Here is a 16014-nt window from a genome sequence, read left to right on the forward strand (position 1 = left end):
CCTAGCGTTCCCACTGCATGAGCGTTGCAATCTCGTCTCCTCGCGATCCTCAGGCGACGAGCCTGTTTGACGGATATAACCCGCCGACGGGCAAATTCGACGAGATGTTTAGCGCTCCGGGCGTCGTGCGGCCGCATTGGACGCAGTTTGTCGAGGCGATCGACGCGATGGGGCGGCCCGAGTTGGGCCGGCGCTGGGAAATCGCCCAACGGCTGATTCGCGAAAACGGCGTCACCTACAACGTGCATGGCGACGAGCAGGGCCGCGACCGGCCGTGGGAACTCGACGCCTTGCCGCTTCTGGTTCCGGCCGCCGAATGGACGGCGCTCGCGGCCGGCCTCACGCAACGGGCCCGGCTGCTGAACATGATTCTGGCCGACATCTACGGCCCGCAGACGCTGCTGGCCTCGGGCGATTTGCCGGCCGAGTTTGTCTACGCACATCCGAACTTCCTCCGCCCGTGCCATCGCGTACGCGTGCCGCACGACACGTATCTGCACCTCTATGCGGTGCATCTGGCTCGCTCGGCCGACGATGGCCGCTGGATCGTATTGGCCGATCGGACGCAAGCGCCCTCGGGGGCGGGCTACGCGGTGGAAAACCGGATCGTCATCTCGCGGATGTTGCCGAACAAGTTTCAAGATTGCCGCGTGCAACGATTGGCGTCGTTTTTCATGTCGGTGCGCGAAACGCTCCGCGGATTGGCGGCCCACCATCGCGAAAACCCGCGCATCGTGCTGTTGAGCCCCGGCCCGACCAGCGTCACGTATTTCGAAGACGCCTATCTGGCTCGTTATCTCGGCTACACGCTTGTCGAGGCAGGCGATCTGACGGTGCGCGACAACCGCGTGTATCTCAAAACGCTCGGTGGCCTGATCCAGAGCGATGTGATTCTGCGGCGCATCGCCGACGAAGATTGCGATCCGTTGGAATTGCCGGGCGATACCGGAGTGTCGGGCCTTCTGCAAGCGGTGCGCGGCGGCAATGCGATCGTCGCCAACGCGCTCGGAAGCGGCGTTTTGGAAGCGTCGGCCTTGTTGAGCTTCTTGCCGCAGCTTTGCCGCCGGCTATTGGGCGAAGAGTTGCTGATTCCATCGGTGAAAACCTGGTGGTGCGCCAGGCCCGACGATCTGACCCACGTGCTAAAAAATTTCGAACAATTGGCGATCAAGCCGGCGTTCGGCGGCGTGTCGGCGCAAGCCACTCTCGTCGGCCAACTGTCGCCCGCCGATCGCGACAAGCTGATCGCCAAGATCAAGGCCCGTCCGCGAGAGTTCGTCGGGCAGCAATTCATCAGCCGCTCGACGGCCCCGGTGCTTTGTGCGAGCGGCGTGCGGCCGTGGCACGTCGCGCTGCGCACGTTTCTCGTGGCGACGAAAGATTCCTATGAAGTGATGCCCGGCGGCCTGATGCGGGCCTCGGCCCATGGCGACCGCTTAGGCGATTCGCTTTTGGCCGGCGAAGGGAGCAAAGACGTGTGGGTGATCTCCGAGGGGCCGGTGGCGGCAGTGAGTTTGCTTCACCCGCCGGAAACACCGGTGCCGCTCAGGCGCAGTGGAAACGACTTGCCCAGCCGTGTGGCTGACAATTTGTATTGGCTCGGCCGCGACGTGGAACGGGCCGAAGGAACAATTCGCCTCTTGCGAAGCGTCGTGCTGCGGCTCACGAGCGAAACCGAGCCCAGCGGTCTCACGGATCTCAGCCCGCTGCTACACGCGCTCGCCGATCAGGGACAAATTCGGCCGGAATTCGTCGTGCATGCCGCCGGCGAGCGAATCCCGGTGATCGAAAGAGAAATTCTCACCTTCATTTTCGATCCCAATCGGATCGGCAGCTTGCGGCGAACGTTGACGCGGATGCACCACGTCGCGTCGATTGTCCGCGATCGAATTTCGCTCGACAGTTGGCGGATCCTGCACCGCGTGCAACACGATTTTCTGCCCGGCGAAAAACCGGCGTCAATCCAATTCAGCGACGTCTTGGCGATGCTCAACGCGATGATCGTCGATCTGGCCGCGTTCAGCGGCTTGGGCATGGAAAGCATGACGCGCGGACCGGGCTGGCGATTCCTCGACATGGGTCGTCGCTTGGAGCGATCGCTGCAATCGATGAACCTGTTGCGAAGCACGCTAGTCACCGCGCAGACCGACGAAACCCCGGTGCTCGAAGCCCTCCTGGAAATTGCCGATAGCTCGATGACCTACCGCAATCGGTATCAGACCGCGCCGCGATTGGCCCCGGTGTTGGACCTGTTGATGACCGACGAAACGAATCCACGCTCGGTTGGATTTCAGCTCGTGGCATTGGCCGATCATGCCGAGCATTTGCCGCGCGACGAAAGCGAACCAATGCTCAATACCGAGCAGCGGACGATGCTAGCCGTGCTTACCGGCATGCGCCTCGCCGACATCAATTCACTGGCGACGGTCGATCGCGAAGGCTATCGGCAAAATCTCGATCGTCTGCTGACTCGCGTGGCCCAGCAATTGCGCAGTCTCTCCGACAGCATCACGCACAAGTATCTGGTCCACGCCGGCCCGCCGCGTCAGCTAACCGAAATCCGCCCCGTTGCCCCAAGCCCCATGTGAAGAAGATGACGAATGTCGAAGCACGAACGTCTAAAGAATGACGAATGCCTAATGACGAACGTTCGCAAAGCCCTTCGACATTCGTGCTTCGTCATTTTTTAGACATTCGTCATTAGACCTTCGTCATTTCGTTCCCCTTCACCCTCACCCTCACCGTTGCCTCTCCCTTGGACTACAAAATCTCGCACACAACCGTCTACAGCTATGCCGAGGCGGTGCCGTATTGCCACAACGAAGTTCACCTCACGCCGCGCGATCATCTGCGACAAAGTTGTATTTCGAACCGGTTGGCCATCAAGCCGCAGCCGAAGTGGATCGAAAGCGTGCTCGATTATTTCGGCAATTCGGTCAGCTTTTTCACCGTCGAGGAGGGGCACCAGCGGCTATCGGTTACGGCCCTGAGCAAGGTTCGCGTGACCGAGTTGCCGCAACTGGCGCCGAGCAAAATGCCGTGGGAAGCGGTGCGCGATCAATTGGCCATCGATCGCAGCCCGGCAGTGCTCGAAGCGTATCAATATGCGTTTGAGTCCCCGCACGTGCCGACGGCGCCGGAACTGGCCGCCTATGCCGCGACATCGTTTGCTCCCGGCCGGCCATGGCTCGAGTCGCTCTTGCATCTGACGCGCCGCATTTATTCCGAATTCAAGTACGATAAATCGGCCACGAACATTCGCACGTCGCCGCTCGAGGTGCTTCGGCTACGGCGGGGCGTGTGCCAGGATTTCGCCCATCTGCAAATCGCCTGCCTGCGATCGCTCGGGCTGCCGGTGCGGTATGTGAGCGGCTACCTGGTCACCTCGCCTCCGCCGGGGCAGCCCCGGCTGGTGGGGGCGGATGCGTCGCATGCTTGGATCTCGGCATTCTCGCCCGAGCATGGCTGGATCGACGTTGATCCGACGAACGATCTGATTCCGTCGCTGAAGCACGTTTCGCTGGCCTGGGGCCGCGACTATAGCGACGTGAGCCCAATCAAGGGAGTCTATATCGGCGGGGGGCACAACGGCATGACCGTGGCCGTCGACGTGATGCCGCTGCCGGCCGATGGCGCAGGCTAGTCGTCCCCGCGGCACAGTCCCCGCGCCGCCACAGCGCTCATTTCTTTTTGACTGTTCCGGCGGCAACAGGCGCCGGTGCCACTGTCACCGAAGACGAAACGATCGCCGTCCCCGCCGTAAGCGACGCCAATTTCTCGATGTCGCTCGGCACTCGGGCTTCTTCGGTCGACCACCAACCGAGTACGGCAACGGCCTGCGGCGTTTCGTAAACCCACATCTGAAAGAACGTATCGACCGCCGGAATATCCGGTTTGCCGGACTTAACAACATCGTAGGCCGACTTCCCCTTTGCGGTCAGCCGCTGCCAGGAAAGCTTGCCGCCGGTGGAAGTTTGCACATCGACGGGCTCCCAGGCGCCGGGCTCGAATCGAGCTCGCTTCAGCCGGTCGCGCCATTCTTGATACGGGAATTTTCCTTTAATCGCCGCCGGGTCCCCCTCGCCGATATACAAAAAGAGCGGACTGGTCGTGTCCTTCACGACGAAATCCCCTTCGAACATCCTCTCCAAGCCGGGAAAATCCGGCAAGAACCACGGCGCGAATTTCTGCCGCAGAATTCGCGTGTTCTCTCTCTCCGGATCGGCCGAGATCGCAGTGAATTCCTTCTTGAACAATTGAGGAATGCGAAAGTTGATCGCCAGGTCGTCGGTGGGGCGGCGGAGCACGGCGAACTCCGAACTGATGCGGAGCTGTTCGAGCCGATGCTGAAATTTCTCGCCATAAGCACTCGACCCGCATCCGGACGCGGCGGCGAGGGATACAGCAACAATTACCAACACCGCGATTTGCAACCGCCATCGGCCTCTTACGATCTCGGCCATCTTAAACCTATTCGCTCCGTCACGATCGATCCGGGGTGCGTGTCCCAACGGCAGTGAAATCCCGAAAAGCAACGTCAACCGCGATTGTCGCTAGCAATCGATCCCACTGTCAAGCATTGCAGTCGTCATAGCTTGGCGCCGATTCTCGCAAGCTGGCGATAATTTCCTGCGACCGAGCATCGCGAGATTGACCCTTGCCACGCACATCGCTAAAGTATCGCCCTCGAAAGGCATGGGCCGCGGCTCGCGCAATTCAAACTCCGGTTTCCGACCATGGCGACAGCGGATCGCGATTTGCCGCAGACAACCGCTCATTGGGGCGGACTGCCGCTACGGATGCGAGCATTGTTTATCACCGGCAGCGGTCGCACAGGCGGTTGGTTGGCCGAGGCGCTTGCCGTGGATAGCGCGGCGGAGGTGCTCCTTGAGGAAACCGTCGGCGCGGCGGCCGGCGCGGCACGGCTGCGCGACGAACTGTTCGACATCGTGCTGGTAAGCCACGAAGCGAACGAACTCGACGCCTTGGAACTGACCGCAGGCCTTCGAGCCGGCGGCCTGGAAAGCGCGATCCTTATCCTGGGCTCTTCCCTCACTCCGGAAGTCGAAGCCGAAGCTTTCGAGGCCGGCGCCGATGCCTATCTTTGCGTCGATGCGTCGACCACCCGCGCCTTGCTTTGGATCGCAGCCCGAGCGATCGAGCGGTGCCGGCTGGTTCAAGAGAATCGTCGACTCGCCTTGGCCGAGCGGAAGCGATTGGAATACGAACATCAAGAAGCCGACCGGCTCTTGGCAGAGCAACGCGGGCTGATCGCCGAGTTGGAGGGAATCGAGATCGTCGACGAGCCGCCCGCGAACGGCAAACGGTCTGCCGCCGTTCCGTTTTCGGCGACCGTGTCGCTCGCATCGCCGCTGCCGGCCAATCTCATCGCCCACTATGCCGATCTGTTGCGAGCCTACGTGATCATGGGCTCTGGCAATCTCGGCTCTCAGATGCGCGTGCTGGCGGAGCTCTTGGTGGCCGCGGGCGTGACGCCGCAGCAAACCATGATGCTGCATCTACAGGTGCTCGAGGAATTGGTTGGCGGCCTCGGCAGCCGCAGCGCTCGGCATGTGATGACCCGAGCCGATCTGCTGGTGGTCGAAGTGATGATGCATTTGGCCGACGGTTATCGGCAGCGGCTGTTCGATCGGCTCAACCCGCCGCGTCAGAAAGAATTGCCGGGATTCGGGCCGGCTGCGTCCGGGTGAGAACGCGCTCGATTGAGACCGCCTCGGCCCAATTACCGGCGGCAAGCAACGCGGTGTCCCCGCTTAGAATCAGCCAGAAAACATGCTCGGCCGCTGGCGCAGGATGGATGCGGTGCCCACTGCTTTGCGTGGGCATGTAGCCGTGAAAAGCTGCCCACGCCGAGCCGTGGGCATGGCACCCGAATTCGAAATACCGAATTATTTTCTGCGGCAGCTCAATAGCGACGGGCCGATTGCAGCGGTTTGCAAGCCACCCTGCCTGTGGGGCCGATTGCCATCCCGATCCAGCCGTCTTCGACCACCAACTGCGTGACCTGCAGATTCGCCAGTCGCGGGTCGGTCGTGATCGAGGTCGGAAGCAAGCTGATTTTGCGGTCCCGCGACAGCACCTTGCTGAAGATGCCGCGGAGTGCAACTTCGGTCTTTCCTTTGTATTGGCCTCCCAATTCGATCGATCCATCGCGCTGGAAATCGGCGGCGAGGCCGTGCGGGTCGGGCCGATAGGCGGCACGTACTTCGAAATCGTGCCAGCGACGCTTTCCTTGTCGAATTTCGGCGATATTGATCGCCAACTCGATTCGACCGCCCGTGCAGTGGATGCGCAACGGCTCGGTTTTCGCAAAGGCGATTTCGACCCCTTCGGGTAGATCTTCCGGCGTCGGCTTTGGGGCGCGGCTCAGCCGCTCGTTCAAATACTGTTGCAACGCCGGAAGGGTGAATGTGCGGCCGGCGAGGTCGAGATGGTCGAGCAAGTTGTTCACGGCCGATTCGTGCATTTGCATGCTCGCCAGGCTGTTGGCTGGAGCATCGGGACGCGGCGTAAAGGCTGCTAACTGATCGTCGCCCGCAAGCCGGCTGCGAACCGTGAGGCGTTCGGCGCTCGTCTCCAATGTTTCGACGACGGGCTTCAATTCAAGTTTATCGAGCGGTTTCAAGATCCGATCCTGAAAATTCTGCTCGACGTGCGCCAAGCGTGGCTCGATGGAAGCATCGATTCGCGAGCAGGCCGATTGACGAATCTTCTCGTCGGTTTCCTGATTGGCTTCGTTTTGCTTCTGCTCGCGCTGCGACATGGCATAGTTTCGCACCATCGATCGCACGAGCGGAATATTGTCGTACTCCGTGTGAAGTCCCTCGACCGTGCTGCTGCTGTCGACGGCCGCCTTGGCCGCCTCGGCATGTATGCCGGCCGCGTCGATCAGGATCCGCTTCTGCACGCAAAACTGCGCCGTGCCGCGATTCATAAACGTGACCGGGCCATAACTCGATCGCGTTTGCGACTCGACGTCGCCCATCGCTTGGAACGCGAACTGCCAACTCGTCGGGCTGGGCAACAGGCGCACGGCAAGTTGCGTCGACGTGCTGCTTCGGCCGCGGACCTGGCTGCCGAGGATCGTCTCATTCACCGGGCTTTCAATCGTCGCTTGCTCCGGCAGCAATCGGTTGATCAAATCCGCGGTCAAGGCGATCCGCACATTGGCGTTGCGATAGTGGGTGTCAAGCCGGCGGCCAAGATCGTTGTCGGCTGCGGTGCCCGAGCGACCGAGTTCGGCGCGCATTAGAGCCAAGCGACGAGCATCGACCGCTCGGCCGTCGGATTCGTAGCGTTCCACGAGGGCCAGCAAATCTTCGCCGATCGCCGGTTCATTGTCGGCGGAAATTGCCGCCCAGCGGCGGAGTTGCTTGTCCAATTCCGCCAGCGATCGTTCTTCCGTTTTTTGCGAATGGCCGGCCGATTGCCGGCGCTCGGCGATTCTGCCAAGCACCTCCCGGGCGACGTGCCGGCGCTCGTCGGCGCTCGCCTGCTCGTCGCGTTTGGTCAATTCCGCAATCGTGTCGAGCATCAGGTGTTCGCGCAGTCCAGTCGCGCCAGGGATTTGCTCGGCAGTCGTGGTTATGTCGGCCAGCGCGAGCTCCATCCGCCGGCGATTCAAGGGTGTCTGGATGTTCGCTGCGATGGCGGTTTGCCGCTGCTGACAAACGACATCCCAAACGTCGAGCCGGCGCACCAGCGCATATTGCACCCGGTGGATCGCCGCCGCCGAAGCGACATTGCCGGCACGCGCGGCGAGCGTGGCCGCTTGCTCCACCGCGAGGCGAAGTTGCTTCAACACTGCCGCGGCCTGGTGAACCTCGTGCGGTTGGAGGGCATTGAGACGGCTGATTTCGGCGTCGGCATCCGCGACCCAACCGCGCAGCGCGGCATCGTTCTGCTGCGAAAGCGCGTGCAAGGCGTCGAGCAGACTCTTGGGCAACGGCCAGGCATGCGGCGCCGGCGGCAATTCAATTGCGTCGAGAGGCGAAGGCATATCGGTGGCCGTGGCTCTGCCGACAGACGACAACTTCGCATTCGCAGACGCGGTCGGCTTCTTGAAAGATCCATCGCCGAGCGACGGGAGAGGCGGCGGCGCGGATTTCGGCAGCGCCGTGGAAACCGGTGCTTTTGCTCGCGACGCAATTTCTACTGCCGCGGTCGAACCGGGGATCTCCTTTGGCGGCGCGACGCCAGCCGTTTCTGATGGCTGGGGCTTTGCCGTGGCCGCTGCGGTCGATCGCGTTTGCGTAAGCGATTGCGGCGATTGTTTCTTGGCGTGAATCTCAAGCGATTCGAGCGTGTGCGATACTTCGCCGGCAAGCGTCTCGCCCAGCACGGACACATCGCGGTGCAATTCCAACACGGCAGGGCCTGGAATTTCCGCCAGTGAGTTGCCGAAATCGGAGCTCAAAGCCGGAGCGGATGCTAGATCCGCAGGAAGCGCCGGTCGGCGTTCGGTCCCGATCGCCGCGTTTTCAGCCGCGGCGTTTAGGGCCGCCGCCTTTTCGGCCGGGGAAGAAACCATTGCCGCGTTCGAATCAGCGGATGTTTCCGCCGTTCCGGTCGTCAAATGCTTCGGTTCGTCGGAAGCGGTTCGATTGGTTTTCAATTCGGCCGCGGCATCGAATTGCCAGCCGTCACCCGTCAAATCCGTCGAATTGTCCGCAAGGCCGACCCGATTCGTCCGGTCCGAACCTGGCTGAGAAGAATCGCAATCGGGACCGGAGTCGGTCGGGGAAAGAAAACCGGCGGTCTGCACCTGGGCCGGCAACACCAACGCGGCCCCGTCGCCGGACGTATCGACCAGCGACTGGCTCGGCGACGAAACGACATTGGTCGCCGACGGCTGTTCCGCATGGCTCTCGTTCAGTCGGTCCCATGTCCGCGGAGCAACCAGCGCTAGCAGGAACAGACATCCCAGAACTAGCACACACGGCCAAATCGGCGTTCGTTGACTCACGGTTGCATTCTCCTTCCACGGCCGAGCGACGGCACGACAGCTAGCAGCGTAGCGGGAACCCGACTCCTCCATCTCGTAGGAATCGGAAATTCATTGCCGGCGAGTCGAACCCGATTTCGAGCAATAGCCTGCGAATTTTCTCGTTGCTAGCACTGCCGGCTGAAGATGGGCAGCTTAGGTCAAGCGGGACCGAAGGCGGGCCGCCATTTGCCATCATGGGCTGCCGAGTGGTCTGCTTCCTGCTAGCCCAGCGGGCTCAGCGGCGTGCCACGGGGACCGGAAGTTATCCGAGGATCGCCACGATGGCGGGCGGATATTCTCGCACCATCCACTCCCCTGGTCTGGGGAGCAATCCGAGGTCGAACCGCTCGTCCGCTTCCACAACAAATATGCTCGCCGCGGGGGCATGGTCCAAGAGCGTTTGCAGAAGGCCAAGAACCGCCTCGGATTGTTCGACGTAGATATCCCAAGGAGGCGAACAAAAAACTAGCCACGCGGCCGCAGCAGGAAGCGGCGGCAACCGACGGGACCAGAGCAACACGTTGGCCGGATAGACCGTAACCCGTTCGGCGACCTCAAGTGCCGCCGCGTTTTGACGGATCAAATCGGCCGTCGGAAAATGGCGGTCGACAAACGTCGCTCCAGCCGCGCCTCGGCTAAGCCCTTCGAAACCAAGCGCGCCGGTTCCGGCAAATAGATCGATTACATGCTTTCCTTCGACAGCCGGCCCGATCAAGTTGAACACCGCTTCGCGCACTCGGTCTTTCATTGGCCGGGTGTGCAGATTGGGGGCATAGATCAAGCGGCGGTGGCGAAACTTGCCGCCAATAATGCGTGGCCGAGCGGTCGCTTCCTCGGCGTCGCCGACCGCCGGATTGCGCGCCGGGGTAGTTGATTGGCTCGCTGGATTCGGGCGTTTATGTTTCATTGATTCGATTATACTTGATTGTTGGTTCCGCGACGTGTTCGCCGTCCCACGGGCACGAAGTCGGCTGCCCTGTCGCAAAAATCGCCCCTTCGCTATTCTAATCTACTCCCACTGCTGACCAATTCCGCACCGCTCCCAAGCCCTTCGATTCGATTCTTCGAGGAGAAACCCATGTCCCGTTCCCGGCTCATGATGATTGCCGTCTTTGGATTACTACTGTGGCCGGCGGGCCGCGCCTTTGCCGGCGATGCGGCCAGCGACCGGGCCGAGTTCGACCAAACGTATAGCCATTTCAAGGATTTGCTCAACCAGTGCGCCAAGTTGCAAGACAGCTTTGCGGCCGCCGACCCGGCCCAACGCGCCGCGCTTCAGCAGCAATTCAATGCGCTGGTGAAGGAAGGCAATGCGATGCGGCCGAAGCTCAAGACCGAGGCCGAGAAAGTTTACATCGCCGATCCGAAAGACAAAGACATCGCTAACTTGATGTATGCGATGGTGATCGGCTCGATGCGTGCCGACGAATATGAAGAGGTGCTGCGCGTCGGCAAGCTACTGATCGAACACAATTATCCGCGCGACGAACTCTACAATCTGGCGGGTACGGCGGCCTTTTTCGTCAATGATTTCGACGACGCCGAAAAATATCTGAAGACGTCCGAGGCCAACCATTCTATCGATCAGCGCGGCATGAATCTGTTGCAAGATATTCCCGAATATCGTGGTAAATGGGCCCGCGAACAAAAATTCCGCGCCGCGGAAGCGAAGGCCGATGATCTGCCCCGCGTCCGGCTCACGATCGCCGATCATGCCGGACACGTCAAAGGCGACATTGTCGTCGAACTATTCGAGAACGAAGCGCCGAACACCGTGGCGAACTTCATCTCTCTCGTGAACAAGCAATTCTACGACGGCCTGAACTTTCATCGTGTGCTGCCCGGCTTCATGGCGCAGGGCGGCGACCCGAAGGGAGATGGCTCCGGTGGACCGGGCTATCACATCGCCGACGAATGCTTCCGCCCCGATCATCGCGAGCATTTTCGCGGTTCGCTCAGCATGGCCCATGCCGCGGAAAAGAACACCGGCGGCTCGCAATTCTTCATCAACTTCACCCCCACCGCGCATCTCGACGGCATCCACACCGTGTTCGGCCGCGTGATAGAAGGCATGGATGTGCTTACTCAAATCCAGCGGATCGATCCGGACCATCCGAGCCCGATTCAGCCGGACAAGATCCTCAAAGCCGAAGTGATTCGCAAGCGTCCGCACATCTATTCGCCGGAAAAACTGCCGTAGCGGCATCGTAGCGTCCAGAACGGAAGAGCCCGGAAGAAAGCGGCCGCCGAGCGGTTCAGCCTCGCGAACGCTTCGGGCCAGCATCGTGCCTCAAGCTGGCCGATCGGCACACTGCCCCGAAGCGTTAGCGAGGCAATCCTTGACGTTGACCGTCTCCGCCTTGCTTGAGCTGTGGGCTGGTGTTTACTTCGCCTTGAACGTCGTAATCCAGACGAGCGGCTTGCCATTCTCGTCGACGCGCACCACGTACCGTAAATCGTCTTGCGACAGCAGATGCCGCAGCACGGTGACGTAGTATGTTTTTCGCGCCGGAAACGAGACCTTCTTTTCCAGGTCGACCCGCTGTTTGAGGATCGAGTTGTGGTCCCACAGAAAGGGCACTTTGAACAGGGCTTGGATCGCAGCCGCCGCTTGCGAGAGCGGGATGTCGCGGATCTCGACATTGTGTGATTCGAGCAAGGTCGGGATGATCTTCCCTTCCGCCTGTTCGGGCGGCCAGCCGATGGGCCACGCTTCTTGGCCCACGGCGCCTTTGGTGAGCGTGTATTCCAACGAACCGCCGGCCGTCTCACGCGGCCGCAACACTGCGCCGAGCGGCCGGGCCAACGCCGCAAGCGCCGTTCCAGCGCTGAGCCCTTGCAGCTCATCGCGCACCGGGTCGTCGGCAGCGATCGCCTGCTGAATGTCGGCATCGATCGAGAGGGGATATTTCAGCGTCTTCCCAATCTTATCGAACGCCTCCGATGCCGCGACGCCTTTGGTCGCCAAATCGACCGTGGCAGTGAGACCGTCGCGAGCCATGGCCGTTTGCTTCGGCAACAGTCCGAAGGCGCCGGTTTTTTCGGTCACTCCGGCCGAGCCGTGTTTGCCAAGTTCGTCGAGCCATTTGCCCAACTGCTGCGTGTCGTGGATGCCGAACTGACCGCCGGGCAAGATCAATTCATCGCCGGCCAACTTGCCGATCACATGGTAGCTCGGGGAGTCGGGCGAACCGAGCGTTTCGACCCCCACGGTTTCGCCCGGCCGAGCGCTGCGGATTTGCACGCCGGCAATTCCGAGCGTGGAAAACGTCGTCGCCCAATGCTGAGCCGACCGGGCCACCGCCGGCGACGAATCGGCCAGCAGCACCAAATCAATCGGCGGCCGCGCCGAAGCGGCCGAGGCCACGGCTAAAACACAAGTCGAAATGGCCGCGGCAACAGCCAATCGAAACCGGTGCATAGCAGATTCCTTGCGCAGACAGAGAAGCAGTTCCCCGTCAATTATAGCACGGCCGGCCACTTGGCTGCTCACTCCGCCGCCGGTTCTTTGATGCCGAGTTCGCGGTTCATTTCGGACAATACGGCCGTATCGCGGATCAAGGCGGCCATTAGCATCGGGAACGGCAAGGCGCCGAGCTCGACGGCGCGGCGGACCAAGAATGGGACCGGGCTGTGTGGCTCGAGCCGTTCCAGGGCGTCGGCGGCTTCGGCCAGGGCTCGATAGATGTCTTCGCGCGTCGAAAGGCGCGGGCGGCCCATCGCCACCGCTGGGCCCCCGGCGGCTTGGCCGTCGTCCGTTTGTTCGCCGTTTTCTTCCACCGCGCCGGCCTCGCTTGGGGGCGGTCCCTTACGCTGCAGAATTTGCTTCGCCAGCCGCAGGCAATCGTCCATCGCCGGCCGTAGCGATGTGAAGCCGGGCGCGTCGGAGCCCAATTTGCTGCCGAGATGCTGCGAAAGAAATTTCAGCTCCATCACGGCTTGCGACAGGTTGTCGACAAGCAGTTGGCATTGCTCGCGGTTGGCGGCGGCGATCGTCTTTTCGACCACGTCGCCCCCCTTGCCGGGGCCGCCTTGAGCCTGCTGCCATTGCGACCACGTGAAGCTGGTGCCGCCAGCGGAGAGCAGCGGCATCGAACGAACGGAATTGGGAAACACCGCGCCGCGATCCGGATCGTCGATCCAATGGAACGGAGCGGCTCGGACCTCGAGATCTTCGTCTTCGACCGGCGGCTCCAAAAAGTTCCAGCAGACTTCGACCAAAAGCCGCAGTAGATGCATGCCGTCGCGCAGCCCGACAAAACCGTTCTTTTTCGACAGGCCTTCGAGCAAGCGGCAGGCAACCAGGAGATTCTTCGATTTCTCGCGCAGCGTTTCCTGGCTAAGCGCGATGATCCGGCTCCAATCGGCCCTTACGTAATCTTCCGGCCGAGTCGGATCGTCGGCGGCAAACGACTCGGGATTGATCTCCTTTCGGGCTTGCTCAAGTTCTTCCTTGACATCGAATGGCACGCTGCCCCCGGCCGGCTCGTCTGCCGAGATCGGTTGCAATAACGAAAGGAAATCGATCACCGGCGGCGAGCCGGTGCCGGGGACGCCGTAGTGCGACGTCTCCTGCACCTCGATCATTCGCGCTTCGATCTCTTCGGCGGTGGGGACAGCCACGGCTGCGGAGTCGCCCATCTCAGAATCATCGTCGGCAGATGCCATGGAAGAATCCCTTCGCGATTGCAGATTGCTAGACGGTTCGCCAGCGGACGGTTCGTCGGATGGCGGAGAGCTGTCGGCCAGCGCCGTCGCGGCCGACGGCTCGGGAATATCATCGGGAATTGGTTCGGGCTCGGCGGAATTGCTTACCGGTTCATCGCCACCGGCGCTATCGCCCAACAGTGCGGCTAGTTCGGGATCGAGCGCTGATTCGTCAGCGGTGGCAGGTTCGGAGGCCGGCTCGGCCTCGCCCAATAGCGCGGCAAGTTCTGGATCGACATCGTCGCTCGGCGGCGCTGCGGCTTCGTCGGATGCGTCGGGTAAAGAGTCGCCGAGCAAAGCGGCCAAATCCGGATCGAGCGCTGAATCATCGGCGGGCGGCTCTTCGGAAGGCGTATCGCCCAATAGCGCGGCCAGTTCAGGATCGATCGCTGAATCGTCGATGGGCGATTCTTCGGAAGGCGTATCGCCCAATAGCGCCGCGAGGTCCGGGTCAATGGCGTCTTCGGCGGGCTCCACTGCAGGTGGCTCATCCGCAGGTGGCTCTTCGGCCGGCGTTTCGGCGAGCAGCGCGGCAAGTTCCGGATCGAGCGCGCTTTCGTCCGGGGGCGAATCGCCGAGCAGCGCGGCCAGTTCCGGATCCAAACCCGGGTCTTCTTCGGGCGGCGTTTCCTCAGGCGGCGGGCCGGCCAGCAGCGCGGCCAATTCGGGATCCAATTCCGGCTCGGCTTGCTCGTCTGGAGGAGCTTGTTCAGCCAGCGGCGATTCTTCCGGCGGCGCGTCGTCGGAACGTTCGTCCGGCGGCGAATCGGAACCTCCCGACAAGAGCGACGCCAAATCGGGATCGATTTCGGGATCGGGCCGCCTCGCGGAAACCGCGGCAGGACCTTCCCGATTCGGGCGAGCCAGGCCCGTCGTGCCGGCCATCATGCCGACTTGCCCGCCGCCGGCCGTAGCGGCTTTCTTCGTCGGAGTGCCGCCGACCCACGGGCCGGCCAAGGCGCCTCCTTCCAGTTCCATCGAACGGATGCAGGCCAATTCGATCGCGTCTCGCCCGCGAACCGACAGCAACGGCATGAACCCGCGCTGCACGAGCCCTTGGCTGGTCGACGACGTGAATCGTCCTTCACCGCAAACGGCCACCGGTTCGCCTTCGGCATCGCGGTACGTGTGCATCGGCATGCCGCCGAGCGAAAGGAACTGGGCCGGTTGAAATCCCCAGCCGGATTGCGTGAATCCCTGCGCCAACAGGGCCGCGCATGCCAGCGCCGGACTGGCCCACAGATAGTCGTTCGGGGTGCCGGCGAACTCTTCGAACGTCAGCGATTCGGCCGGCCGATAGTTTTCGCCGAAAGGGGGCCGCAACAAGAACCTGGGTGCCGCGAGCCCCAGATAGGCGGCCTCGGGAAGCTTGCGCAGCGCCTCCCAGGCCGGCTTGCCGTCGGCGGGCACTTCGTAGCCTTCTTGCACGACCTGCGCGGTGATGGCCGACAGAAACGGCGCCTGCGCCCGAGCGGCGATTCGAGCCATGCGGCCGAGCACTTCGGCATGTGCGGTGGTTTCCTCGAATGTGTAAATCCCCGCGAGCACCGACCAGGGCATCGGATCGACGCCTTCGGCTAGCTTTTCGATCAACTGCCGATAAACGGCCGTCGCACGAAGGTCGCTCTCCGCGATAAGATCGGCCGCAAATTCCTCGGCCGTCATATCGAGCAGCACGATCTGGATTCGGGCATTTTTTTGCGTTCGGCGCAGGAGCCATTCCAACCCGCGCCAAGCCGATTCCAGCCCCTGGTAGAGCGGATTGTGCATGATCTCGCGCATCAGCGCGGCCGCTTCTTCCCCTTCGAGATCGGAGAGCCGGTCGATGTTGCGATAGATCGGATCGGGCTGGAAATCGTCAAGCTCGGTCGGTTCGAGGCGAACTTCCACGTCGCCATCGGCGGCAGTGAATTCGACGCTCGGGGCGGTCGATTCGAGCACCTCGTCGAGCGTGTCGAACGACACCTTGATCGGCTTGCGAGCGAACAATTCGTCGCGGCCCTCGGGCGGTTGACGCTGGGTGCGGCCGCTGAAGTCGCCTAGAAGGGCGACTCGGAACGGATTTTCACCCGCGGCCCGAGCGGCACGACCGCCGGAGGATTCGAGTTCGCCAAAGGAGGATTCGTAGGGCACGCCGACTTGCTACAATCGACAAGGCATGTGTCGGTGGACTAAACTGCTGCCCGCGGGCCGGCAGAGCGCGATGCTTCTTCGGCCGCGGCGACCGGTATTCTATCACACTCTGCCGATGTTGCTACGGGAGATGCGCATCAGGAAAGTGTTGTGGCTCAACCGGCCGG

The 16014-nt window shown here is 62.0% G+C and carries 9 protein-coding genes; 4 read left to right on the plus strand and 5 right to left on the minus strand.

What is annotated here, in order from left to right; genetic code table 11:
• Positions 1-17 precede the first annotated feature (17 nt).
• Together VHX65_17740 and VHX65_17745 are read left to right on the plus strand one after the other, a co-directional pair.
• On the plus strand, positions 18-2588 hold the full coding sequence (locus tag VHX65_17740) for a circularly permuted type 2 ATP-grasp protein (protein HEX4000398.1): 2571 nt from the start codon (positions 18-20) through the stop codon (positions 2586-2588).
• A gap of 167 nt (positions 2589-2755) precedes the next feature.
• Positions 2756-3643 (plus strand): transglutaminase family protein, encoded by an 888-nt coding sequence (locus tag VHX65_17745; protein HEX4000399.1) that lies wholly within the window; start codon positions 2756-2758, stop codon positions 3641-3643.
• Positions 3644-3680: 37 nt separating this feature from the next.
• Here the strand turns inward: VHX65_17745 and VHX65_17750 are convergent, their stop codons facing one another.
• Positions 3681-4463, minus strand: coding sequence for a hypothetical protein (locus VHX65_17750; GenBank protein ID HEX4000400.1), 783 nt, complete (start codon positions 4461-4463; stop codon positions 3681-3683).
• Between the two features lie 273 nt (positions 4464-4736).
• Here VHX65_17750 and VHX65_17755 point away from each other — a divergent pair, with 273 nt between their 5' ends.
• A complete protein-coding gene (locus VHX65_17755) occupies positions 4737-5711 on the plus strand; it encodes a hypothetical protein (protein HEX4000401.1) in 975 nt (324 codons plus the stop codon).
• A gap of 215 nt (positions 5712-5926) precedes the next feature.
• Here VHX65_17755 and VHX65_17760 read toward each other — a convergent pair whose 3' ends face one another.
• Positions 5927-8986 (minus strand): hypothetical protein, encoded by a 3060-nt coding sequence (locus VHX65_17760; protein ID HEX4000402.1) that lies wholly within the window; start codon positions 8984-8986, stop codon positions 5927-5929.
• A 283-nt stretch (positions 8987-9269) separates the two neighbouring features.
• The gene (locus VHX65_17765) at positions 9270-9914 is read right to left on the minus strand and encodes an RsmD family RNA methyltransferase (protein HEX4000403.1); all 645 of its coding nucleotides are present in this window, start codon (positions 9912-9914) and stop codon (positions 9270-9272) included.
• 171 nt (positions 9915-10085) lie between these two features.
• Here VHX65_17765 and VHX65_17770 point away from each other — a divergent pair, with 171 nt between their 5' ends.
• Complete coding sequence (locus tag VHX65_17770; GenBank protein ID HEX4000404.1) at positions 10086-11207, plus strand: peptidylprolyl isomerase; 1122 nt, start codon at positions 10086-10088, stop codon at positions 11205-11207.
• A 183-nt stretch (positions 11208-11390) separates the two neighbouring features.
• Here VHX65_17770 and VHX65_17775 read toward each other — a convergent pair whose 3' ends face one another.
• Positions 11391-12428, minus strand: coding sequence for a hypothetical protein (locus tag VHX65_17775; GenBank protein ID HEX4000405.1), 1038 nt, complete (start codon positions 12426-12428; stop codon positions 11391-11393).
• 68 nt (positions 12429-12496) lie between these two features.
• A complete protein-coding gene (gene tssA / locus VHX65_17780; protein ID HEX4000406.1) occupies positions 12497-15847 on the minus strand; it encodes a type VI secretion system protein TssA in 3351 nt (1116 codons plus the stop codon).
• Positions 15848-16014 lie beyond the last annotated feature (167 nt).

This window comes from Pirellulales bacterium, from assembly GCA_036267355.1.
Taxonomy (GTDB): Bacteria; Planctomycetota; Planctomycetia; order Pirellulales; family DATAWG01; genus DATAWG01.

Bases quoted from the DNA above. Each gene is read 5' to 3' on its own strand.
- VHX65_17740 (HEX4000398.1), top strand. From the start codon at position 18: ATGAGCGTTGCAATCTCGTCTCCTCGCGATCCTCAGGCGACGAGCCTG.
- VHX65_17750 (HEX4000400.1), bottom strand. From the start codon at position 4,463: ATGGCCGAGATCGTAAGAGGCCGATGGCGGTTGCAAATCGCGGTGTTG.
- VHX65_17755 (HEX4000401.1), top strand. From the start codon at position 4,737: ATGGCGACAGCGGATCGCGATTTGCCGCAGACAACCGCTCATTGGGGC.
- VHX65_17765 (HEX4000403.1), bottom strand. From the start codon at position 9,914: ATGAAACATAAACGCCCGAATCCAGCGAGCCAATCAACTACCCCGGCG.
- VHX65_17770 (HEX4000404.1), top strand. From the start codon at position 10,086: ATGTCCCGTTCCCGGCTCATGATGATTGCCGTCTTTGGATTACTACTG.
- VHX65_17775 (HEX4000405.1), bottom strand. From the start codon at position 12,428: ATGCACCGGTTTCGATTGGCTGTTGCCGCGGCCATTTCGACTTGTGTT.